20 protein-coding genes are annotated in these 21,529 nt (G+C 71.2%); 6 read left to right on the top strand and 14 right to left on the bottom strand.

All coding sequences use genetic code 11. The features are described from left to right. Positions 1-107 precede the first annotated feature (107 nt). Positions 108-1,136, top strand: coding sequence for an aspartate-semialdehyde dehydrogenase (locus ACWD4A_RS22095; RefSeq protein WP_451196358.1), 1,029 nt, complete (start codon positions 108-110; stop codon positions 1,134-1,136). A 69-nt stretch (positions 1,137-1,205) separates the two neighbouring features. Here ACWD4A_RS22095 and ACWD4A_RS22090 read toward each other — a convergent pair whose 3' ends face one another. Continuing rightward, a complete protein-coding gene (locus ACWD4A_RS22090) occupies positions 1,206-1,796 on the bottom strand; it encodes a Uma2 family endonuclease (protein WP_451196355.1) in 591 nt (196 codons plus the stop codon). A 232-nt stretch (positions 1,797-2,028) separates the two neighbouring features. On the opposite strand from ACWD4A_RS22090, the gene pepN reads away from it, so the two are divergent. After that, the gene (pepN, locus tag ACWD4A_RS22085) at positions 2,029-4,602 is read left to right on the top strand and encodes an aminopeptidase N (protein ID WP_451196353.1); all 2,574 of its coding nucleotides are present in this window, start codon (positions 2,029-2,031) and stop codon (positions 4,600-4,602) included. A 69-nt stretch (positions 4,603-4,671) separates the two neighbouring features. Here the strand turns inward: pepN and ACWD4A_RS22080 are convergent, their stop codons facing one another. Then, entirely contained in the window at positions 4,672-5,262 is a 591-nt protein-coding gene (locus tag ACWD4A_RS22080) for a DUF4232 domain-containing protein (RefSeq protein WP_451196351.1), read from the bottom strand. Positions 5,263-5,470: 208 nt separating this feature from the next. Between ACWD4A_RS22080 and ACWD4A_RS22075 the strand changes: the two genes are divergently transcribed. Next, positions 5,471-6,925, top strand: a complete 1,455-nt coding sequence (locus ACWD4A_RS22075) for a helix-turn-helix domain-containing protein (protein ID WP_451196348.1) — start codon at positions 5,471-5,473, stop codon at positions 6,923-6,925. Between the two features lie 3 nt (positions 6,926-6,928). Here the strand turns inward: ACWD4A_RS22075 and ACWD4A_RS22070 are convergent, their stop codons facing one another. From ACWD4A_RS22070 to ACWD4A_RS22030, 9 genes are all read right to left on the bottom strand, one after another. Beyond that, positions 6,929-7,903 carry an acyl-ACP desaturase gene (locus tag ACWD4A_RS22070; RefSeq protein ID WP_451196346.1) on the bottom strand — a complete coding sequence of 325 codons (975 nt, stop codon included), beginning with the start codon at positions 7,901-7,903 and terminating at the stop codon, positions 6,929-6,931. Between the two features lie 260 nt (positions 7,904-8,163). After that, complete coding sequence (locus ACWD4A_RS22065; protein WP_451196343.1) at positions 8,164-8,436, bottom strand: hypothetical protein; 273 nt, start codon at positions 8,434-8,436, stop codon at positions 8,164-8,166. 197 nt (positions 8,437-8,633) lie between these two features. Beyond that, positions 8,634-9,308 (bottom strand): class I SAM-dependent methyltransferase, encoded by a 675-nt coding sequence (locus tag ACWD4A_RS22060; protein ID WP_451196340.1) that lies wholly within the window; start codon positions 9,306-9,308, stop codon positions 8,634-8,636. 77 nt (positions 9,309-9,385) lie between these two features. Further along, on the bottom strand, positions 9,386-9,862 hold the full coding sequence (locus ACWD4A_RS22055; protein ID WP_451196338.1) for a glycine-rich domain-containing protein: 477 nt from the start codon (positions 9,860-9,862) through the stop codon (positions 9,386-9,388). 111 nt (positions 9,863-9,973) lie between these two features. Continuing rightward, a complete protein-coding gene (locus tag ACWD4A_RS22050; protein WP_451196336.1) occupies positions 9,974-10,816 on the bottom strand; it encodes a helix-turn-helix domain-containing protein in 843 nt (280 codons plus the stop codon). After that, positions 10,813-11,565: a DUF6879 family protein gene (locus ACWD4A_RS22045; protein ID WP_451196334.1), complete on the bottom strand. Its 753-nt coding sequence runs from the start codon at positions 11,563-11,565 to the stop codon at positions 10,813-10,815. The genes ACWD4A_RS22050 and ACWD4A_RS22045 overlap by 4 nt, the downstream gene beginning before the upstream one ends. 110 nt (positions 11,566-11,675) lie before the next feature. Beyond that, a complete protein-coding gene (locus ACWD4A_RS22040) occupies positions 11,676-11,876 on the bottom strand; it encodes a DUF397 domain-containing protein (RefSeq protein ID WP_451196332.1) in 201 nt (66 codons plus the stop codon). Between the two features lie 56 nt (positions 11,877-11,932). After that, complete coding sequence (locus ACWD4A_RS22035; protein WP_451196331.1) at positions 11,933-12,124, bottom strand: DUF397 domain-containing protein; 192 nt, start codon at positions 12,122-12,124, stop codon at positions 11,933-11,935. A gap of 11 nt (positions 12,125-12,135) precedes the next feature. After that, positions 12,136-12,990, bottom strand: a complete 855-nt coding sequence (locus ACWD4A_RS22030; RefSeq protein WP_451196330.1) for a helix-turn-helix domain-containing protein — start codon at positions 12,988-12,990, stop codon at positions 12,136-12,138. Positions 12,991-13,174: 184 nt separating this feature from the next. On the opposite strand from ACWD4A_RS22030, the gene ACWD4A_RS22025 reads away from it, so the two are divergent. Next, positions 13,175-13,636, top strand: coding sequence for an ATP-binding protein (locus tag ACWD4A_RS22025; RefSeq protein ID WP_451196329.1), 462 nt, complete (start codon positions 13,175-13,177; stop codon positions 13,634-13,636). A gap of 83 nt (positions 13,637-13,719) precedes the next feature. On the opposite strand, the gene ACWD4A_RS22020 is transcribed toward ACWD4A_RS22025, so the two are convergent. Continuing rightward, a complete protein-coding gene (locus tag ACWD4A_RS22020; protein WP_451196326.1) occupies positions 13,720-13,995 on the bottom strand; it encodes a hypothetical protein in 276 nt (91 codons plus the stop codon). 48 nt (positions 13,996-14,043) lie between these two features. Then, positions 14,044-16,143: a 4-alpha-glucanotransferase gene (gene malQ, locus ACWD4A_RS22015; RefSeq protein WP_451196324.1), complete on the bottom strand. Its 2,100-nt coding sequence runs from the start codon at positions 16,141-16,143 to the stop codon at positions 14,044-14,046. Between the two features lie 175 nt (positions 16,144-16,318). Here malQ and ACWD4A_RS22010 point away from each other — a divergent pair, with 175 nt between their 5' ends. Further along, the gene (locus ACWD4A_RS22010) at positions 16,319-19,405 is read left to right on the top strand and encodes a beta-N-acetylglucosaminidase domain-containing protein (RefSeq protein WP_451196321.1); all 3,087 of its coding nucleotides are present in this window, start codon (positions 16,319-16,321) and stop codon (positions 19,403-19,405) included. 82 nt (positions 19,406-19,487) lie between these two features. Here ACWD4A_RS22010 and ACWD4A_RS22005 read toward each other — a convergent pair whose 3' ends face one another. Next, positions 19,488-20,024: an HNH endonuclease gene (locus ACWD4A_RS22005; RefSeq protein ID WP_116211844.1), complete on the bottom strand. Its 537-nt coding sequence runs from the start codon at positions 20,022-20,024 to the stop codon at positions 19,488-19,490. 258 nt (positions 20,025-20,282) lie between these two features. Between ACWD4A_RS22005 and ACWD4A_RS22000 the strand changes: the two genes are divergently transcribed. Continuing rightward, positions 20,283-21,347 carry a mechanosensitive ion channel family protein gene (locus ACWD4A_RS22000; protein ID WP_451196318.1) on the top strand — a complete coding sequence of 355 codons (1,065 nt, stop codon included), beginning with the start codon at positions 20,283-20,285 and terminating at the stop codon, positions 21,345-21,347. The last annotated feature ends 182 nt before the right edge of the window (positions 21,348-21,529 follow it).

The raw sequence follows: 21,529 nt of genomic DNA, 5'->3' as shown, positions 1-21,529 counted from the left end.
CGGACATATGGATTGGACTTTTGGGGCGGGTCCTCCCGCATGATGGAACCGTCGAGCCAGGTCGGCCGTCATAGAACATATGTACGGCACGTGAGTAGGGAGCCCCCGTGAGGATCGGAATCGTCGGAGCCACCGGCCAGGTCGGCGGAGTCATGCGCAAGATCCTCGCGGAGCGGGCCTTCCCCGTCGCCGAGCTGCGCCTGTTCGCCTCCGCGCGGTCCGCCGGGTCCACGCTCACCTGGCAGGGCACCGAGATCACGGTCGAGGACGCCGCCACCGCCGACTACTCCGGCCTGGACATCGTGCTCTTCTCCGCCGGTGGCGCCACCTCCCGCGCGCTCGCGGAGAAGGTCGCCGGGCAGGGCCCCGTCGTGATCGACAACTCCTCCGCCTGGCGGATGGACCCCGAGGTCCCGCTCGTCGTCTCCGAGGTCAACCCGGAGGCCGCCCGGAACCGCCCCAAGGGCATCATCGCCAACCCGAACTGCACGACCATGGCCGCCATGCCGGTGCTGCGCCCGCTGCACGCCGAGGCCGGGCTGACCGCGCTGGTCGCCACCACCTACCAGGCCGTCTCCGGCTCGGGCCTCGCCGGCGTGGCGGAGCTGGACGGCCAGATCCGCAAGGTCGCCGACCGGGCGACCGGGCTGACGCACGACGGGGACGCCGTCGAGTTCCCGGAGCCGGGCGTCTACAAGCGCCCCATCGCCTTCAACGTGCTGCCCATGGCCGGCAGCATCGTCGACGACGGCAGCTTCGAGACGGACGAGGAGCAGAAGCTCCGCAACGAGTCCCGCAAGATCCTGGGCATCCCGGAGCTCAAGGTCTCCGGCACCTGCGTCCGGGTCCCGGTCTTCTCCGGCCACTCCCTCCAGATCAACGCCCGCTTCGAGCGTCCCATCGGCGTCGAGCGCGCCTACGAGCTGCTCGCGGAGGCCCCCGGCGTCGAGCTCTCCGAGATCCCCACCCCGCTCCAGGCCGCGGGCAAGGACGCCTCGTACGTGGGCCGCATCCGCACCGACGAGACCGTCGAGCACGGCCTCGCCCTCTTTCTCTCCAACGACAACCTCCGCAAGGGCGCGGCCCTCAACGCCGTCCAGATCGCGGAACTGGTCGCGGCGGAGCTGCGCGGCTGACGCGAGCGCGTACACACCGGTAGGGCCGGGCACCCAGTGGGTGCCCGGCCCTACCGGCATCGGCCTTGGCTACCGCCCGTGCGGATACAACTTGAACCTGGACGTGTCAACGGCGAAAGAAAACGGTTCGAGCAGCTTGACCGGCTCACCGAACTCGTATGTGTCGACCGTGCGGTATGCAGCACCCTGCGGCCGGGAATGCAGCTCGCAGACGCCGTCGAAGGGATCGATGAGGAGGTACTGCGAGATCTTGCTCATGGCGTACCAGCTGCACTTCTTGACGTAGTCGCTGTTCTTGTCCGTGGAGACGACTTCGACGACCAGGTCGACGCGGTCGGCGGGGTACGGATTGCGGTTGTCCGCCAGCTCCTCGACCGGAGTGACGGTGAGATCGGGCTTGGGCTCGAAGTCCCCGACCTCCGAGATGAGCCCCTGTTCCGGAAGTGCCGCCCAGCCACCTTCCAGGAACTGCCTGGCAAGCCAGGCCACGATGATGTTGTGGAGCGGTGCCGCCGATGCCTGCATGACAATCTTTCCGTCGATGAGCTCGATCTTGAGCGGATCGAGCTCGGGGAGCGTGTCCAGAAAGCGCAGCAGTGCGTGATCGGGTTTGCCTCGCATGAGGTCCTCGGCAATGTCGTGATCCACCAGGGTCGTCACGGCGCCTCCTTTCGGCCCCAAGGCTTACGGACGGCGACCGGCATCGCACCCACGATAGCCACGATCGGGTGGCCGGGCTCAGAGCGAACCGTTTCACCGCCGAGACCGCGGGTTATACGAGGCCGCCGCACCTCGATCCCCCGCCCGTCTCCGCTGTCAGCGTAGCCATTCGCAGAGGCAGAAGAGCATGGAAGGATGGCCGGAAAGGTCACGATGTCAAGGAGATGCCCAGGTGCCTGGAACGAACCTGACCCGCGAAGAGGCGCAGCGGCGGGCTCAGCTGCTCACTGTCGACTCGTACGAGATCGAGCTCGACCTCTCGGGTGCGCAAGAGGGAGGCACGTACCGCTCCGAGACGTTGGTGCGGTTCGACACGGCGGAGGCAGGGGCGGAGACGTTCATCGACCTGGTGGCGCCGTCCGTGCGCGAGGTCGTGCTGAACGGGACGGCGCTGGACGCCGCCGAGGTGTTCGAGGACAGCCGGATCGCGCTGCCGGGCCTGCTGGCGGGGCGCAACGAGCTGAAGGTCGTCGCGGACTGCGCGTACACCAACACCGGTGAGGGCCTGCACCGGTTCGTCGACCCGGTCGACGAACAGGCCTATCTGTACACGCAGTTCGAGGTGCCGGATGCCCGCCGGGTCTTCGCCTCGTTCGAACAGCCCGACCTGAAGGCGACGTTCCGGTTCACCGTGAAGGCCCCCGCGGGCTGGACCGTGATCTCCAACTCGCCGACGCCGGAGCGTCCGGCCGACAACGTCTGGCGCTTCGAGCCGACGCCGCGGATCTCCACGTACATCACGGCGCTCATCGCGGGCCCGTACCACAGCGTGCACAGCTCGTACGAGAAGGACGGGCGCAGCATCCCGCTGGGCATCTACTGCCGTCCGTCGCTCGCGGAGTTCCTGGACGCGGACGCGATCTTCGAGGTGACGCGGCAGGGCTTCGACTGGTTCCAGGAGAAGTTCGACTACGAATACCCCTTCGCCAAGTACGACCAGCTGTTCGTGCCGGAGTTCAACGCGGGCGCGATGGAGAACGCGGGCGCGGTCACCATCCGCGACCAGTACGTGTTCCGTTCGAAGACCACGGACGCGGCGTACGAGGGCCGGGCGGAGACGATCCTCCACGAGCTGGCCCACATGTGGTTCGGCGACCTGGTCACCATGGAGTGGTGGAACGACCTGTGGCTGAACGAGTCGTTCGCCACGTACACCTCCGTCGCCTGCCAGGCGGACGCGCCGGGCTCGAAGTGGCCGCACGCGTGGACGACGTTCGCCAACTCCATGAAGACCTGGGCGTACCGGCAGGACCAGCTGCCCTCGACGCACCCGATCATGGCGGAGATCCGCGACCTGGACGACGTGCTCGTCAACTTCGACGGCATCACCTACGCCAAGGGCGCGTCCGTGCTCAAGCAGCTCGTGGCGTACGTGGGCCAGGAGGAGTTCTTCACGGGCGTGCAGGCGTACTTCAAGGCGCACGCGTTCGGCAACACCCGCCTGTCGGACCTGCTGGGCGCGCTGGAGAAGACCTCCGGCCGGGATCTGAAGACCTGGTCGAAGGCGTGGCTGGAGACGGCCGGGATCAACGTCCTGCGTCCGGAGATCGCGGTCGACGGGGACGGCACGATCACCTCCTTCGCCATCAAGCAGGAGGCCCCCGCGCTGCCCGCCGGCGCCAAGGGCGAGCCGACTCTCCGCCCGCACCGCATCGCGGTCGGCCTGTACGAGCTGGAGGGCGGCAAGCTGGTCCGCACGGACCGGCTGGAGCTGGACGTCGACGGTGAGCTGACGCCGGTGGAGACGCTGGTGGGCCGCAAGCGCCCGGCCGTCGTGCTGCTCAACGACGACGACCTGTCGTACGCGAAGGTGCGGCTGGACGAGGAGTCCCTGCGGGTCGTCACCGCGCACCTGGGCGACTTCGTGGAGTCCCTGCCGCGCGCGCTGTGCTGGGCGTCCGCCTGGGACATGACGCGCGACGGCGAGCTGGCCACGCGCGACTACCTGTCGCTGGTGCTGTCGGGCGTCACCAAGGAGTCGGACATCGGCGTCGTCCAGTCGCTGCAGCGCCAGACGAAGCTGGCCCTGGACCTGTACGCGGCGCCGGAGTGGCGCGGGACGGGTCTGACCACGTGGACGGAGACGGCGCTGGAGCAGCTGCGGGCCGCCGAGCCGGGCAGCGACCACCAGCTGGCGTGGGCGCGGACGTTCGCGGCCACCGCCCGTACGGCGGACCAGCTCGACCTGCTGCAGGGCCTGCTGGACGGCACGGAGACGGTCGAGGGCCTGGCCGTCGACACCGACCTGCGCTGGTCGCTGCTGGAGCGGCTGGCCGCGACCGGCCGTGCCGACGAGAAGGCGATCGCGGCGGAGCTGGAGCGCGACAAGACCTCGGCGGGTGAGCAGCGCGCCGCGGCGGCGCGTGCCGCGCGGCCCACGGCGGAGGCCAAGGCCGAGGCGTGGGCGGCGGTCGTGGAGTCCGACAAGCTGCCCAACGCGGTGCAGGACGCGGTCATCGGCGGCTTCGTCCAGGCCGACCAGCGGGAGCTGCTCGCGTCGTACAGCGAGAAGTACTTCGCGGTGGTCAAGGACATCTGGGCGAGCCGCAGCCACGAGATCGCCCAGCAGATCGCGGTGGGTCTCTACCCGGCCCTGCTGGTCTCGCGGGAGACGCTGGACGCCACGGACGCGTGGCTGGCCTCCGCCGAGCCGAACGCCGCGCTGCGGCGCCTGGTCACGGAGTCGCGGGCGGGCGTCGAGCGGGCCCTGAAGGCCCAGGCGGCGGACGCCGCGGCGGCCCAGTAAGGGATCGAGCCGACAAGAGGCTGAGGGGCGCCCCGGATGTTCCGGGGCGCCCCTCAGCCCGTTCCAGGGTCAGGACTGCACGGTCGCCTGGTTCATCGAGGAGATCGCGTCCTTGAGGTTGTCCTCGTACAGGCCCAGCTTCGGGGTCAGCACCCGCGCGTTGGAGCCGAGCGGGAAGTTGAGCGTGTCGGCGTCGGGCATGTCGCTGTGGGCCAGGACGTTCAGCTCGGCGCCCCGGGGGACCGTGGCCCCGGCCTTGCCGGTGGGGTCGAGGTCGATGGCCGCATAGGCGGCCTGCCCGGCGTGGAGCGCGTAGGCGGGCGGACCGCCGAGGCCGCCGGGGATCAGGGGCTTGATGTCGTTGCTGTGATCGGCGGCGTTCGGGTCGCCGATGCTGACCAGCGGGTAGTAGGAGAGGCCGCAGGAGTTCCCGCCGAGGTTGCGCACCTCGATCAGCCGCTGGCTGGAGTCCTCCGAGAAGCGGTGCACCTGCACCGACAGCTGGTCCTTGGAGCATGCGTGGCTGTAGGCGTAGCTGTCGCTGTCGGCGTGGGTGCCGGCGGTGGCGGCCGAGGCCGTGCCGGCGCCGCCGATGAGGGCGGCGGTGCCGAGGGCCAGGGCGAGGCCCGGGAACAGGGTGCGGGTGCGGGTCTTGGACATGGTTCTTCCTCCGTTGAGAGCGGTGCACACAGGGCCGGGAATCCGGTCGGCCCGGGGGCTGACCGGCTGGCCAGGCCAACTGTGCGGCCTTTTCCGTCCCAGTTGTCCTTCCGGCCGGCAAGTGGGAACCATGGGACGCTTCTTACCCCTCTCACCTGGGGAAACTGCCGGGCCTGGGACGGCGTTCCGGGATGAGGGTGAGGGTGGGATGGGTACGGAGACCGAGCGGTTCGCGGAGCTGATGCGTGAACTGAAGGAGCGTTCCGGGCGGAGTTACGGCGCCCTCGCCAAACGGCTGCACGCCAGCGACTCGTCCCTGCACCGCTACTGCAGCGGCCAGACCGTGCCCACGGACTACGCGCCCGTGGAGCGGTTCGCCAAGGTCTGCGGAGCGTCCACCGACGAGTTGGTGGCCCTGCACCGGCAGTGGATCGTGGCCCTGGCCGAACGCCGCCGGGAGTCGGCGGGCGGCGGCGGTGCGGCGGCCGGGAGACCGGCGCGTACGGCGGTCCCGCGCGAGGGCGCGGGCGAGGCGGTCGCGGATGAGGCGGGGGCGGGGGCGGGCGAGGCGGGGGCGCCGGAGCCCCCGGTGGCCCTGCCGGACGCAACAGACACGACGGACGTGACGGACCCGGACGTCGTCCCTTCGACGCCGGAGGCGGAGCCCGCCCGCGTATCCACCCGGTCCGGTGGCCGACGCCGTCGGCTGGTCGCGGTCGCGGCGGGCGTCGCCGTGGCCATGGCGGCGGGCACGGCCGTGGCCGTGACGACGCTCGGCGGTGGCGCGCACACCACCGGATCGTCCGGCGCGCGGCACGGAACGGTGTCGGCAACGGCGTCGGCGCCGGCGGAGCAGCCCCTCTCGGCGGACGTGGACGCGGGCGCGGCCGCCGGCATCGTCGCCCCTCGCTCGCCGTCACCCTCGGGCGTCCGCGTTCCCCGCACCTCCGCGTCCCCCGGTGCCACACCCGCCTCCTCGGCCGCCGGGCAGGACGGTGACCGCGCCCCCTCCTCCGGCGCCCCGGCGCCCCGCTCCGCCGCCGTTCCCTTCACCGTCAGCGTCCTGGCCAACAACTGGGGCAGCCCCTGCGACCAGTGGTTCGCCCTGGAGCAGGAGCCGGGCAAGGTCCCGCCGCCCCCGGCCCGGGGCGCCACCGACGGCTGGGCGAGCGCGCTGCGCGCCGTACCCGCCGGTCACCTGCGGATGGAGGTGACCGTGCAGGGCACCGGCGACACCCCCGTGGTCCTGCACGGTCTGAACGTGCACGTGGTCGGCAGCGGCAAGGCGCCCTCGTGGAACGGCTACACCATGGGCGCGGGCTGCGGCGGCGAGCTGGAGCCCGCCTCGTTCGCGATCGACCTCGACGACGCCACGCCACGCCCCCGGCCGGTCCCCGGCAAGGAGGGCGAGCGGCCGACGACGACCACCGACTTCCCCTACAAGGTGTCCGCCACCGACCCCCAGGTGCTGGACATCGACGCCTCCACGCTCGGCCATGACGTCAGCTGGTATCTGGAGCTGACCTGGACCAGCGGCGGCCGCCAGGAGACCACGGTCATCGACGACCACGGCCGTCCGTTCCGGACCACGGCGCTCGGCAACGACCGTCGCTACTGGTACAACGCCGCCGGCCCCAACGCCTGGGTACCGGCGGGTTCCTGACCCTCAGGCCTTTTCGGCGCGGGCCCGGCGGCGGGCGAGGAGGGCTTCGCGCCGCTCGTCGAACTTGGTGGCCTCGGCGTCCAGCCCGCCCATGAACAGGCCCAGCTCCTCCTGCGCGCGCAGGCCGTCGGGGCCGAGGCCGTCGATCTCCAGCACCTTGAGGAAGCGCAGCACCGGCTGGAGCACGTCGTCGTGGTGGATGCGCAGGTTGTAGATCCCGCCGATGGCCATCTGCGCGGCGGCCCGCTCGAAGCCGGGGATGCCGTGGCCGGGCATCCGGAAGCCGACCACGACGTCGCGGACCGCGGTCATGGTCTGGTCGGGGGCCAGCTCGAAGGCCTTGCCGAGCAGGTTGCGGTAGAAGACCATGTGCAGGTTCTCGTCCGTGGCGATGCGGGAGAGCATGCGGTCGCAGACGGGGTCGCCGGAGTGGTGGCCGGTGTTCCGGTGCGAGATGCGGGTGGCGAGCTCCTGGAAGGCCACGTACGCGACCGAGTGCAGCATGCTGTGCCGGTTGTCGGACTCGAAGCCCTCCGACATGTGCTGCATGCGGAACCGCTCCAGCGCGACCGGGTCGACGGCGCGCGAGGTCAGCAGGTAGTCCCGCATGACGATGCCGTGCCGCCCCTCCTCCGCCGTCCAGCGGTGCACCCAGGTGCCCCAGGCACCGTCGCGGCCGAAGAGCGAGGCGATCTCGTGGTGGTAACTGGGGAGGTTGTCCTCGGTCAGCAGGTTGACGACGAGGGCGGTCCGCCCGATGTCACTGACCTTGGACTGCTCGGGCGCCCAGGCCTCGCCGCCCATCACCCCGTCGAAGTTCCGCCCGTCGCTCCACGGCACGTACTCGTGCGGCATCCACTCCTTGGCCACCTTCAGATGCCGGTTGAGCTCGGCCTCGACGACCTCTTCGAGCGCGTACAGCAGTCGGCTGTCGCTCCATGCGGCCCGAGCGTGATGACGGAGGGGGGCGATGGTCACGGACAGCTCCAGCCGGGAGGGAATGATCTTACTTACGGACCCGTAGGTTACGACACCGTAGGTTAAGGGGGCGGTAAACGGCAAGGCCAACCGGAATTTGATCTCCCACTTTCTTGGGTGACGGTGCGCTTGCGTTGCGTAGCCACGCTAGGGCGCGCTGGGCCTCACCCCTGCCGGAACCTCCCCTACGGGCGGCCCCTGGGGCCGGGGAACCGCTTCCCCATATGGGCTCTACGGCAGGGGCGCCAGCTTGACCACGGTCACGGCTCGCCCGTCCCGTCATCGAACCGGACACCGGAGAAGTCCCCGGCCTTGAGACGCGCGATCAGCGCCTCTTCCTCCGGGTCGTACGCCTGCGGGGTCCGCAGGGCCCAACGGGCCAGCACACCGGAAATCCCGTCCGCGCCAGCCTGCTCCGCCTCACCCTCGAACTCCTCGCGCTGATCCGTGGGCAGCGCTTCGCGGATGGTGTGGATCGTTCCGGGCAGCTCGACAATCCGCCCGCCGATTGTGGTCGTGAACATCTCGGCCATACCTCGACTGTGCCGTGCGCGGGCCGCATGCCGCGAGCGAATGGGGCGCGAAGCGCCCCCGAATATGCGTTCACCGAACCAGGCCGCTGCGACCTCAGCGGTCGAAGCGGCCCGCCTTGACCCCGGTCACGGCCACGACTCGCCGCTGAGCGGGCGGCCCACCCATGTGCGGGTCGGCGCCCGCCCAGGGGCGAAGCTCAGTCGCCGGACGCCAGCGCGCGGGCAAGGAGCGTGCCCGTCTTCCAGCCTTCGGCCGGGGCCACCTCGTGTACCAGGGGATGGCGGAATCCGTGCTCCTCGAGAAGAGCGGTCCACATGTCAGGGGTGTAGTCCCAGCGCTTGACGACCAGCGGGTTCGGGTCGTCGGCCTGGTTGATGTAGGAGGCCTGGCAGCCATAGCAGCCTTCGACCGGGGGACGCTGGGAGAACGCCAGGACTCCGCCCGGTTTCATGACCCGGCGGATCGCAGGGAGCATCTGTCCCGGATCGGTGAACCAGATGGCGCCGAAGACGGAGTACACGGCATCGAAGCGCTCGGCGGTCTCGCTCATGAAGTCGAGCGCGCCCCGCTGGTGCAGTTCCAGGCCCGGCAGGTCGCCCCAGCGTTCGCGGGCGGCGTCGAGCTGGACGGGGGAGACGTCGACGCCGACAGCGCGGTGTCCGAGGGTGGAGACATGAGCAAGGTTGCCACCAGTACCGCACCCAAGCTCCAGGACGCAGGAGGCGGCCCTGTCGCCCAGCACTTCGGCGCCGGGGCCGTGATCGGGGTACTGCGTCCAGTTGAACCAGGTGGTCTCACCCTTGGCGTTCTTCTCCCGCCGACCGCCGGGCTTCCTGCGGGCATAGGTGTCCCACGCCATCGTGTCGGTCACGTGCTCCTCCGTCGTGATTCATGGGGCGGCCGGCCGCACCACACGGGTACGGCCGGCCTGACTGCCTTCTGCGCTGATCAACCGGTCTTGGCAGCGTTGCGCTTCGGGCTGTTGTGGCAGTTCGCGTGACACTGCGAGCAGTCGGCGATGTCCAGCTCCGGCCAGAACTCCAGATCCACCGCGTACCCGGCAGCCTGGATGGCGTCCACGGTCCGGGCGCGCAGGCCCTTGCCCCCACCGTGCTCCTCACGGTCCAGGAACCCGGGCTGGTGGTGGACGAACTTCCCGAAGGTCTCTCCACAGAAGTCGGCATAAGCCTTGGTCCGCAGAACGAACGCGTGCCAGAAGTCGTCCACCAGCGGGGACGGACTCAGCGGCTTCTCACTCGCCGCGCTGGCAGCCACGAACGCCAGCATCTGACCCACGCCCCGGTGAAGCATGTCTGCCGGAATGTGGTCGTACTTGGCCCGCACGTCAGCCGCGATGATCTCCCGCAGCTCCGCACCGACCAGGGTCCCCGCGTCGATCGCGGGCCGTTCCTCGACGTTGGTCACGTCTTACCTCCTCTGAGGCTTGCCATGCGGACACGCTAGAGACGAGGAGCTTGCCCGGAATCTCTTATTCGCGAATATTCGACCAGCTCAGGAGGGACTTCTGCATGATTCTCAAGCGGTGTCCAGTGCCCGCCGGGCCCGGGTGATCACGCGATGAGCATCGGCACCGTAGACAGCCGAGTCGGCGAACGCCTGCCACACTTTGAGATACAGACCGACGCTCTCCGCGTCGTCGAGCCACAGTTCCGCGTGCCAGTCCTCCGCGATGACCAGGCGTTCGTCATAGACCCAGAACCCGTTGGCCGGCGGTAGCTTGAGCGGGGCGCCAAACGGGACGATACCCAGGGACACGGTGTCGAGTCCGAGTACGCCACTCAGGCGGTCGAGTTGCGCGGCCAGCACCGAGGGCGGGCAGACCAGGGAGTGCAACGCGGCCTCCCACATCACGATATGGAATGTCCTGCCCGGCTGATACAGCATTTCCTGACGCTTCACGCGTGCCCGGACGGCTTCTTCCGTGTCCCGGACCGACTGGTGCAGATCCCTGTACCGCGAGATCACGTGGCGGGCGTACTCCGCCGTCTGGAACATGCCGGCGACCATGGCGCTCTGCCAAGCCCGGAAAAGCGTGGAACGCTCGTACTCGGCCGTGAGCGCGTCCTGAACGGGCTTGTGTCCGGCGGCGAGTTGTCGCCGCCAGGAACGGGACCGGGATTCCAGGCTCCGGAGCCGGGTGGTCAGCTCCTCGGTCACCTCAGGCCGCCCGGTACCCCGTGCCCATGCCAGAAGGTCATCAGCCGTCGCGGTCTGGCGACCGGTCTCCAGCTTGCTGACCTTGGACTGAGTCCACCCCAGCTTGTCCGCCAGCTCCCTGCCCGTAAGCCTCCGCTCGGTGCGTAGCTCACGAAGTCGCGCACCGAGGGCAGCCCTGGCCTGCTGAAAGTCTGTGGTCACTCGGTGGAAGGCACCTGATCCCTGAACTTGTCGTAGGGAATGGCGTGGTGCCATGCCGCATCGCGGACGTGGCAGGCACCCGCGACTTCCACAGGGTCCGTGACGAGTTCGACGCCGGTCATCCGGTCGGCATCGTCGAAGTGAAGCCGCGCGATGACGCGCGAATCGAAGAGCCAGAAGTCTTCCTCCGGGAGCTTCAGCCGCTCCGCGTCGCCCCTCCACAGGTTCCGGATGTCCTCACCCACGGCACTGTTCCGGCGGGCATTGTCGAGTAGGTACCGCTGACCCGGAGTCGACGGGTTGTCCACCACACGAACGCGCTCGAACCGCTTGCCCAGGGCCGACTGTTCGCGCCGGGAGACACACCACGGGTCATCCAGATCCCATCCGGCGTCCTCGCCACGAGCGAACCGGCGGTATGTCTCCGTCTCCTCGTCCGACTGATAGCGGCGACGGGTCTCCAGCCGCCAGGCGGTGTGCTCGAACGTCCGGAACATCCCTCCGAACTCGTCGAAGTCGATCATCACGGGCACCCTGTCGACCTCCCTCGGAGCGAAGTCCGCCAGCAGGACGCGCGGCACCACGACGGCCCCCTCCCCGTCCTTGACATTACGGAGCTGAGCCACGTCGTCGGGGTCGGTCACCGCGTCCCCTTGGACCAGGACCTCTCCAGTGTCCAGGTCTTCATACAGCGTAGGACAGCCGTCGTTGCCGGAGTTGGTACCGATGAAGCGAAGTCGCCGAGCCATCGCCGTTCCCCTCTCGTCGGACGGATCCCGACCAGGATGGGACCGCCCAGGGGGTTCTGTCCGGCGCGATTCTCGATTATTCGCGTGGGGCCGAGCGCTAAGCCCCCTCGCTACCGGTGGCTGTCGAAGCGCCCCGTCTTCACCCCGGCCAGGAAGGCGGCGAAGGGGGCGCGGTTCGCTCTCGCGGTCACGCCCGGTTCGTCGCTCTCGCGTATGAGGACCCCGGTGGGGTGCGCGACTATCTCGACACAGTCTTGATTGTTGTCCGCCCCGGAGTGCGAGGACTTCTGCCAGTTCATTGCATCGGTCATGGCGTTGACTCGCATTCCCTCGGCGATACGTCGTAGGCGGGAGACGCTTGTTGCGTCTAGCGGTCGAAGCGCCCCGCCTTCACCCTGGCCAGGAGAGCGGCGAAGCCGCCTCGGTTCGCTCTCGCGACCACACCCGGAACGTCGCTCTCACGTATCCAGACCGTGTCGGCTTGCGCCGCTATCTCGACACACTGCTCCCCGCCCCCCGTGGAGAACGAAGACTTCTGCCACCTGATATCGGTACTCATCGTTGGGGCTCTCACAGTTCTTTGGCGATGTGGTGAATAAAGCTCCGCGACTCCACCGGGTCCAGGGATGAGCCCTCTGCGAAGTCGAAGAGCATCCGGTACCTGTCGAGATCAGCCGCAGCGTCCAGGTATCGGCCCCCGAGCGGCGTATCGATCTGAACCGTGTCCAGCTGAGGGACGACACCGCCCGCATACAACACCGTTTGCGAGACGTCGACGAACTCATCGCTGGCGAACGGGATCACACGCAGGGTCGTAGTCGGTCGCTCAGACATCAGCAGAAGGTGATCGAGCTGCTCACGCGCCACTCTCCGGCCACCAACACGCATACGCAGGGCAGCCTCATGGATGATCACTTCAAACCGAGGAGGAGTCTCCCGCTCAAAAATGGCGCGGCGTTTCAGGCGGTGCTCCACCCGGGCTTCAATGTCCTCTGAAGGCAGCTTGGGGATGACGCTGCCGAACAGGGCTCGCGCATAGCCCTCGGTCTGGAGGACGCCGGGGAAGGTCACCGGTTGCAGGACTCGGAGATATGTCGCGTGGTGTTCCAACTCGGCGATATCCAGGAAACCCGGGGCAAGAATCCCTCGGTATGCCTCCCACCAGCCCCGGCCCCGATGCTCCCGCGCGATCGCGCAAAGAGCCTCGATCAGCGCCTCGTCCCGGCAGGAATAGAACACCGCCAGTCGCCGGATGCGCTCCTCGCTGACGCCGATGCGTCCCGCCTCGATGTGGCTGATCTTGGCCTGATCGGTGGAGAGCAAACCGGCGGCCTCCCGGGCCGTCCTTCCCGCACATTCGCGCAGCTTCCGCAACTCTGCGCCCAAGCGCACCTGTCGGGCGCTCGGGTTGTCCCTCGGCGGCATGTCACCTTCCCCTGCTCGCGGCACAGTGTCCCGCGCAACCGTGCCATGGGTCCACTCGTACGGGCCACTCTCAAGCGACAAGCTTGCTACGGAGCATAGTTGCCCCTACGGTCTTGCCAGCACCGCGATACCGCCTCGGGACAACCCGAAGTGCCGCTATCTGCACGCTCGTTGGGAGACAAACATGAGTACAGCAACACTCGCCACTCCCCTCACCACCACCGCCCACAAGACCGCCCAGACCTACCAGCTGACCGCCCCCGCGACCGCGACAACCGCCCACGTGGCCCGGAGCTTCATCACCGCCGTGCTCGCGGCCAACGCGCACGAGCCGCTGATCGGCGACGCCTGCGTCTGCGTCTCCGACGCCGTCGCCAACGTCGTGACGCACGCGCGCGTGGCCGCGCTCACCGTGGAGGTCATCGTCCACGACAACGGCAGCGTCGTGGTGGCCGTACGCGACAACGACCCCGGACGGCTGCCCTGGCCGCGCAGCGCCCGCGCCGACGCGGAGAACGGCCGGGGGCTCACACTCGTACGCCGCCTCGCGCACGCGTCCGGGGTCACACTGCTGTGGGACGAGCTCCGGCCCATCGGCAAAGAGGTGCGGTTCGTACTGCGGGAAGACGCCCCGGCGGCGGAGTGAGGCACGCCAGAACAAAAAACGCCCGGCGCCCCGGGCCCATGACAGGCCGGGGCGCCGGGCGGCGCTTCAGGAAAGGGGGAGCGTCAGCTCTTCGCGGGGCGCGGGTGGTGAGTGTCGCGCGTGTGGGGGTTGTCGCTGTGGCGGGACATGACCATCACGAGGCCCGTGATCACCAGGAAGAGGACGATCGGCGCGGCGACGAAGAGGCCGAGCGTGTTCAGCACGCTCAGGCCCGGACCCGGGTCGTCACCGTCGTCGCGGGTGAGCGCGAACGCGGGGGACGACATCAGCAGCATCAGCATGGTGCCGGTGGCGATGGCGCCGGCACGCACAGCGTTCTTGTTGGCCTTATTGCTCACGCCCTCAACGTATCGGACACCCGCCCGGCCCGCTCGTCCGGGGGTGGTCTATGCCGACCTCGCCGCTCTGACCTGCTGCATCAGCGCGCGCAGCCGCGGCGACGCCATCAGCTCCTCCAGGGACACGGGCCGGCCCGCCGCGTCGGCGACGGGCAGCCGCCAGTTCGGGTACTGGTCCCACGTGCCCGGCAGGTTCTGCGGCCGCCGGTCGCCGACCGCGTCCGGCAGCCAGATCCCGATCATGCGCGCAGGGGTCAGCAGCAGATAGCGGTGCACGGCCCGGACCGCCGCCTCCTCGTCGTCCGGCCGCCCCTCCGGCAGCAGCCCCAGCCGCGCGAAGAGCGCCAGCCACTCGGCGACCTCGCGCGCGTCCTCGCGCCGCGCCTCGGCGAGCGGCCGGTCCAGCAGCCCCAGCCGGTGGCGCAGCGCGACGTGGTCGCCGGTGAGCCGGGAGGCGGTGCTGGGCAGGTCGTGGGTGGTGGCGGTGGCCAGGCAGTCCGTACGCCACCGGGCGGGCTCCAGCGGCTCGCCGGAACCGGCCCAGTCCCGCTCGAACCACAGGACCGACGTGCCCAGCACGCCCCGCTCGGCGAGCGCGTCCCGGACACCCGGCTCCACCGTGCCGAGGTCCTCCCCCACCACGGCGGCGCCCGCCCGGTGCGCCTCCAGGGCGAGCACGCCGAGCATCGCCTCCGGGTCGTAGCGGACGTACGTGCCGCACGCCGGCTCGCGGCCCTCCGGCACCCACCACAGCCGGAACAGGCCCATCACATGGTCGATCCGCAGCGCGCCCGCGTGCCGCAGCAGGCCGCGCAGCAGGTCCCGGTACGGGCCGTAGCGCAGGGCCTCCAGCGCGTCGGGGTGCCAGGGCGGCAGCCCCCAGTCCTGGCCGCGGGCGTTGAAGGCGTCGGGCGGCGCGCCGATGGACATGCCGGAGGCGAAGGCGTCCTGCTGCGCCCAGGCGTCCGCGCCCGAGGGGTGGACGCCGACGGCCAGGTCGTGGACGAGCCCGACGCGCATCCCGGCCCCGCGCGCGGCCCGCTGCGCGGCGGCCAGTTGCCCGTCGGTCAGCCAGGCGAGCCAGCGGTGGAAGTCGACGCGGTCGGCGAGCTCGCCGCGGGCCCGCTCCGTACGGGCCGAGCGGGGGTCCCGGAGGCCGTCGGGCCAGCGCCGCCAGTCGGTGCCGTGCGTCTCGGCGAGCGCGCACCAGGTGGAGTGGTCCTCCAGCGCCCGGCCCTGCTCGGCGCGGAAGGCGTCGTAGGCGGCCCGGCGCTCCGGGCTCGGCGGCACGGCCCGGACGAGCTCCAGCGCGCGGCGCTTGAGCTCCCAGACCGCGTCGCGGTCGATGAGCTCCCCGCCGCGGAGCACGCCGTCCCGCAGGGCCGCGGCCCCGGCGAGCAGTTGCTCGGCGCGCTCCCGGTCGGCACCGACGAGCCGGGCGTACTCGGCGATGTCGGCGACCCGCAGATGGACGGGGTCGGCGAAGCGGCGGGAGGACGGCCGGTACGGCGAGGGGTCCGTGCCGGGCACGGCCGCGTGCAGCGGGTTGACCTGGACGAAGTCCGCGCCGTGCGCACGCCCCGACCAGGCCGCGAGCTCGGCGAGGTCACCGAGGTCGCCCATGCCCCAGGAGCGGGCGGACAGCAGGGAGTACAGCTGGACGAGGAAGCCGTGGGCGCGCTCCGGCGGCGCGGGCAGCCGCTCGGGGGCGACGATCAGGGTCGCGGCGGCGGACCGGCCGTCGGGGGCGCGGGCGCACAGCAGATGGCTGCCGTACGGCAGCGCGTCCCCGTCCCCGTCCCCCTCCCCGTCCCCGTCCCCGTCCCCGTCCCTGTCCCTGTCCCTGTCCCTGTCCCATGCGAGGCTCCGCCCGTCCTCCGCCTCGACGCGCAGCGTCGTGCCCTCGGGCAGGGCGGGCAGCCCCGGCCGGGGGCCGCGCACCACCACCGTGGCGGGCAGCAGCCGTTGGGCGTCGGCGTGCTCGCGGGCCGCCAGGGCGTCGCGTACGGCCTGGGGGGTGGACGCGTCGACGCCCAGGGCGGCGAGGACGGCGACGACGGTGTCCTCGGGCACGGGGATGTTCCGGCCGGGGGCGGGGGTGTAGGAGGTGGCGACGCCGTACAGTTCCGCTAGACGCGCTCGGCCCATGCACACCTCCGGGGTTCCCGGGGTTTTTTCTCCCCAGCCCCGCCCCTTCCCGAAACCGGGGGAGACCCCCGGACCCCCAGCGCCCTCCGGGGGACCCCCACGGGCTGATTTTCTTCGACTCGCCGGGCAATACGCCCACTTCGGTCACGTCCGTTGACACGTTCCTCGCCTGGTGATGGCATCGACCCTCATCGACCCGGGGAAGAGGAGAACGGCCGTGCAGTTCCGGGGCAGTGACTCCTCGTTCGGGCACCCTCGCCGCGCCGGGGCCACCGTTCTGGCCGCCGCGTTGCTCGGCGGGCTGCTCGGCGGGTCCTGCGACGCGTTCGCCGAGCCCCGACCGGACGGCACCGCGGCCACCGTCCCCGACCGGGAGAGCGGAACCGGGCTGCCCTCCGTGTGGCCGCGCCCGCAGACCTCGCACGCGCAGGGGGCGTACGCCCCGGTCGGCGGCGAGGTCACCGTGCTGGCCGACAGCGGCACCGACCCGTACACGCTCGACGCGCTCCGCGACCTGCTGCGCGCCCTCGGCGCCCGTACGGTCGTGGACGCCCAGCCCGGTGGCACCCCGCCGCCGAGCGGGCTGATCGTCTACGCGGGCGGGCAGGCCGCCGAGGACGCGCTGAAGGCGCTGGGCGCGCCCGCCGTCGGGGATCTGCCGCAGGGCGGCTACCGGCTGGCGACCGGTCAGGTGGACGGCCGGCCGACGGTGGCGCTGTCCGGCGTGGGCCAGGACGGGCTGTTCCACGCGGCGCAGACGCTGCGTCAGCTGGCGGTGGCGCGCGACGGCGGGCACGGCTTCCCCGGTGCCGTGGTCCGCGACTGGCCGGGCACGGCGGTGCGCGGGCTCTCCGAGGGCTTCTACGGGCAGCCGTGGACGCGCGAACAGCGGCTCGCGCAGCTGGACTTCATGGGGCGCACCAAGCAGAACCGCTACCTCTACGCGCCCGGCGACGACCCGTACCGCCAGGCCCGCTGGCGCGCCCCCTACCCCGCCGCGCAGCGGGCCGACTTCCGGGCGCTGGCGGAGCGGGCGCGCCGCAACCATGTGACGCTCGGCTGGGCGGTCGCACCGGGGCAGGCCCTGTGTTTCTCGTCCGCCGCGGACCTGCGGGACCTCAAGCGGAAGATCGACGGGATGTGGGCGCTGGGCGTCCGCGCCTTCCAACTGCAGTTCCAGGACGTGAGCTACAGCGAGTGGCACTGCGACGCGGACGCGGACGCGTTCGGCTCCGGGCCGAAGGCGGCGGCGAAGGCCCAGGCGAAGGTCGCGGGCGCGATCGCCGCGCACCTGGCGGCCAAGGGTTCCGAGGCCGCCCCGCTGTCGCTGCTGCCGACGGAGTACTACCAGGACGGCCGGACCGCGTTCCGGCAGGCGCTGGCCGCCGCGCTCGACCCCCGGGTGGAGGTGGCGTGGACGGGCGTCGGGGTGGTGCCCCGGACCATCACGGGCGGTGAACTGGCCGACGCCCGCGCGACCTTCGGGCAGCACCCGCTGGTCACCATGGACAACTACCCGGTGAACGACTTCGCGCAGGACCGCGTCTTCCTCGGACCGTACACCGGCCGGGAGCCGGCCGTGGCGGTCGGTTCCGCCGCGCTGCTGGCCAACGCCGCCGCGCAGCCGACCGCTTCGCGCATCCCGCTGTTCACCGCCGCCGACTACGCCTGGAACCCGCGCGGCTACCGCCCCGACGAGTCCTGGCAGGCGGCCGTCGACGACCTCGCGGGCCCCGACGCGGACACCCGCGAGGCGCTGCGCGCGCTGGCGGGCAACGACGCGTCGTCCGTGCTGGGCGGCGAGGAGTCGGCGTACCTGCGCCCGCTGCTGGACGCCTTCTGGGACGCGCTGTCCGGCACGGACCAGGGCAGGCTGGCCCAGGCCGCGGACCGGCTGCGCGCGGCGTTCGGCACGATGCGGGACGCCCCGGACCGCCTCACCCGGGCCCTCGACGGCTTCGGCACCGAGGTACGGCCGTGGCTGGACCAGCTGGCGCGGTACGGCCGGGCGGGCGCGAGCGCCGTGGACATGCTCACCGCGCAGGCGCGCGGCGACGGCGCGGCGGCCTGGCGGGCGCAGCTCGACGTGCAGGCGCTGCGGGAGCAGACCGTCGCCGGCCCGGCGACGGTCGGCAAGGGCGTGCTGGCGCCCTTCCTGGACCAGGCGCTGACCCGCGCCAACGGCTGGACGGGCGTGGACCGCCCGGTGCGCACCGCGGGCGCAGCGACCGACGGCGACCCCACGACCGCGACCACCCCGAAGGCGGGCGTGCCACTGACCGTACGGCTGCCGGGCCGGCACCCGCTGACCGCCGTCACGGTGCTGACGGCACCGGCCCGGGGGGCGCGCGGCACGGTCGAGGCCCATGACCCGGCCAAGGGCTGGCAGCCGCTCGGCGCCCTGTCGGACAGCGGCTGGACCCAGTCCGAGGGCAGGGGCGTCCAGGCCGACGCGGTCCGCCTGGTCTGGGCGGAGGGCAGCGCCCCGCCCGCCGTGCACGAGGTCGCCCCGTGGTTCGGGGACGGCCCGTCCGCGGACTTCGAGCTGGTGCGCGGGCAGGTGGACGCGGAGAACGGCGGGCGGCCCGCCGTGGCCGAGGCCCGGATGATCAACCGGCGGCCGGACACGGTGCGCGAGAAGCTCACGGTCAGGGCCCCGCAGGGCGTCACCGTCAAGGCGCCCGACGAGCTCACGGTGGTGCGCGGCGGTGTGACCACGGCCCGCATCGAGCTGTCCGTGCCCGCCGGGTCCGCGGCCCGGACGTTCACCGTGCCGGTGCGGCTGGGCGACGTGGAGCGGACGCTGACCGTACGGGCGTTCCCGCCGACCGGCGGCCCGGATCTGGCGCACGGCGCCGCGAAGGCGAGCTTTTCAGGGGATCCCGCGGCGGGCGTCCATGCGGCGGCCGTCGACGACCGGGCGGCGCGCCGGTCCTCACGGCCCGACGACGGAGTCTGGTGGCAGCTGGAGCTGGCCCGGCCGGTGCGGCTGGGCGGCCTGGTGCTGCACTGGCGGGACGCGCATCCGTACCGCTGCCGCGTCCAGGTCTCGCCCGACGGCCGGACCTGGCGGGACGCGGCGCTCATCGCCGGGGACGGTGGCGGTGGCGGTGTGGAGACGGTGCGGCTGGACGCGCCGGAGGCCCGGTTCGTCCGGGTCCAGGGCGAGCCGGGGGCGGCCGGGCCCGGCGGTCCGCTGGAGCGGGTGGAGGCCTACGCGGTGGCGGACCAAGGCACCGACCAGGGCACCGAGAAGGTGTGAGGCCGGGCCCGGACCGCGGCGGGCGCGTGGGTGCGTGCGCCGCCGCGGACCTGGCCCGGCCCACAAAAATGGCCCGGTCGACTCAGGCGGAAATGCCGTCGATCCGGGCCATCGCGTCCTCCGCGCCGAATGCCTCCAGATAAGGCAGCCAGCGCGGGTCCCTATGCCCCGTGCCGATGATGCGCCACGCCAGCCCGGACGGCGGCGCCGGCTGATGCCGCAGCCTCCAGCCCAGCTCGGCGACGTGCCGGTCGGCCTTGACGTGGTTGCAGCGGCGGCACGCGGCCACCACGTTTTCCCAGGCGTGCTGGCCACCACGGCTGCGCGGGACGACGTGATCGACGCTGGTTGCGACGCCACCGCAGTACGCGCATCGGCCGCCGTCACGGGCGAAGAGGGCGCGGCGGGTGAGCGGAACGGGCCCCCGAAAGGGCACCCGCACGAAGCGCTTCAGCCGGACGACGCTGGGTGCGGGGATGGTGCAGGTCGCGCTGTGCATATAGGCGCCGGAGTCCTCCAGGCTGACGGCCTTTTCATTGAGGACGAGTATGAGCGCGCGGCGGAGCGGTACGACGCCGAGCGGCTCGTACGACGCGTTGAGGACCAGGACATGCGGCACGGGTGCCTCCTTGTACGCCGGCGGCGCGTGGCTCGCGCCGGGACGATCTCCTGCAAGTGTCCCCCGGCCCCCGGCCGAAGCGCCACCATCGTCGGGTAACGGGCCACGGGTGTTTTGGAACACACTGTGTTCATCCCCCGCTCAAGACCTGCACCATCTCGAACAGAGCAACGGAGGAACCGGGCTGCCCCGTTAGTGTGGTGGGTCTGCCCGCGCCGCTGCCCGCCGCGGGCGTGTCTTAACGGAGGGTTCCTTACTGTGCTCTGGTCCGCTGCCCTGGCTGCCGACTCGACACCGCGTCCCGTATCCCTGGACGAGGCGCAACGGACGGCGAACGACGCCGCGGGCTGGGTGGAGGAGAACTGGTCCATCTGGCTCAGCAACGGTCTGCGCATCATCCTGATCCTGGTGATCGCGATCGTCATGCGGTCCCTGATCCGCCGGGCCATCACCAAACTCATAGCGCGGATGAACCGCACCACCGAACACCTCGACGGCACGGCGCTCGGCGGGCTGCTGGTCAACGCCGAGCGGCGCAGGCAGCGCTCCGAGGCCATCGGCTCGGTGCTGCGGAGCGTCACCTCGTTCCTCATCATGGGCACGGCGGCGCTGACCGTGCTGTCCGTACTGAAGATCAACCTCGCCCCGCTGCTCGCGAGCGCCGGTGTGGCGGGCGTGGCCATCGGTTTCGGTGCCCGCAACCTGGTCACGGACTTCCTGTCCGGCGTCTTCATGATCCTCGAGGACCAGTACGGCGTCGGTGACGAGGTGGACGCGGGCGTCGCCACCGGCACGGTCGTCGAGGTCGGCCTGCGCGTCACCAAGCTGCGCGGCTCCAACGGCGCGATCTGGTACGTGCGCAACGGCGAGGTCAAGCGGATCGGCAACCTCAGCCAGGGCTGGGCCACCGCGGGCGTCGACATCCAGGTCCGCTCGGACGAGGACCTGGACCGGGTCCGGGAGGTCATCACCCGGACCGGCGAGGAGATGCAGAAGGAAGAGCCCTGGAACGAGCGGCTGTGGGAGCCGGTCGAGGTGCTCGGCCTGGACGCGGTCTATCTCGACTCCGTCGTCATACGGGTCTCGGCGAAGACGATGCCGGGGGTGGCGCTGGGTGTGGAGCGGGAGCTGCGCTGGCGGATCAAGCGGGCGCTGGACGCGGAGGGCATCCGCATCGTCGGCCGGCCGCTCGACGCGGAGCTGGAGACGACCGCTCCCGATCCCTCGGCCGCGATGGCCGCCCCGTCGGCCCTGGCCAACCCCACGTCCCCGCAGTCCCAGGCGACTGTCCCGATACCGCCGGGTCCCTCATTGGGGAAGTGACCTCGGCCGCAGGCCGGTTCGCGCCTGCGGCGGTCCTTTCCCCACCCCGCCCCTTCCCGAACCGCGCTCCGCGCGGTGTCCTCAAACGCCGGACAGGCTGAATGTGCTGGCTACGGTCCGCACAATTCAGCCCGTCCGGCGTTTGAGGACGCTCCCCCAGACTTCGTCCGGGGGGACCCCCA

It is taken from the genome of Streptomyces sp. NPDC002537, from assembly GCF_053594975.1.
The sequence above is the reverse complement of the archived record's forward strand: the minus strand, read 5'-3'. Positions and strand labels throughout refer to the sequence as shown.

Coding starts and splice junctions, on each gene's coding strand:
- ACWD4A_RS22080 (WP_451196351.1), bottom strand. CDS start 5,262: ATGTCCAAGACCCGCACCCGCACCCTGTTCCCGGGCCTCGCCCTGGCC.
- ACWD4A_RS22065 (WP_451196343.1), bottom strand. CDS start 8,436: ATGGCCGAGATGTTCACGACCACAATCGGCGGGCGGATTGTCGAGCTG.
- malQ (WP_451196324.1), bottom strand. CDS start 16,143: ATGGGCCGAGCGCGTCTAGCGGAACTGTACGGCGTCGCCACCTCCTAC.
- ACWD4A_RS22035 (WP_451196331.1), bottom strand. CDS start 12,124: ATGAGTACCGATATCAGGTGGCAGAAGTCTTCGTTCTCCACGGGGGGC.
- ACWD4A_RS22010 (WP_451196321.1), top strand. CDS start 16,319: ATGGCATCGACCCTCATCGACCCGGGGAAGAGGAGAACGGCCGTGCAG.
- ACWD4A_RS22075 (WP_451196348.1), top strand. CDS start 5,471: ATGGGTACGGAGACCGAGCGGTTCGCGGAGCTGATGCGTGAACTGAAG.
- ACWD4A_RS22025 (WP_451196329.1), top strand. CDS start 13,175: ATGAGTACAGCAACACTCGCCACTCCCCTCACCACCACCGCCCACAAG.
- ACWD4A_RS22030 (WP_451196330.1), bottom strand. CDS start 12,990: ATGCCGCCGAGGGACAACCCGAGCGCCCGACAGGTGCGCTTGGGCGCA.
- ACWD4A_RS22045 (WP_451196334.1), bottom strand. CDS start 11,565: ATGGCTCGGCGACTTCGCTTCATCGGTACCAACTCCGGCAACGACGGC.
- ACWD4A_RS22040 (WP_451196332.1), bottom strand. CDS start 11,876: ATGACCGATGCAATGAACTGGCAGAAGTCCTCGCACTCCGGGGCGGAC.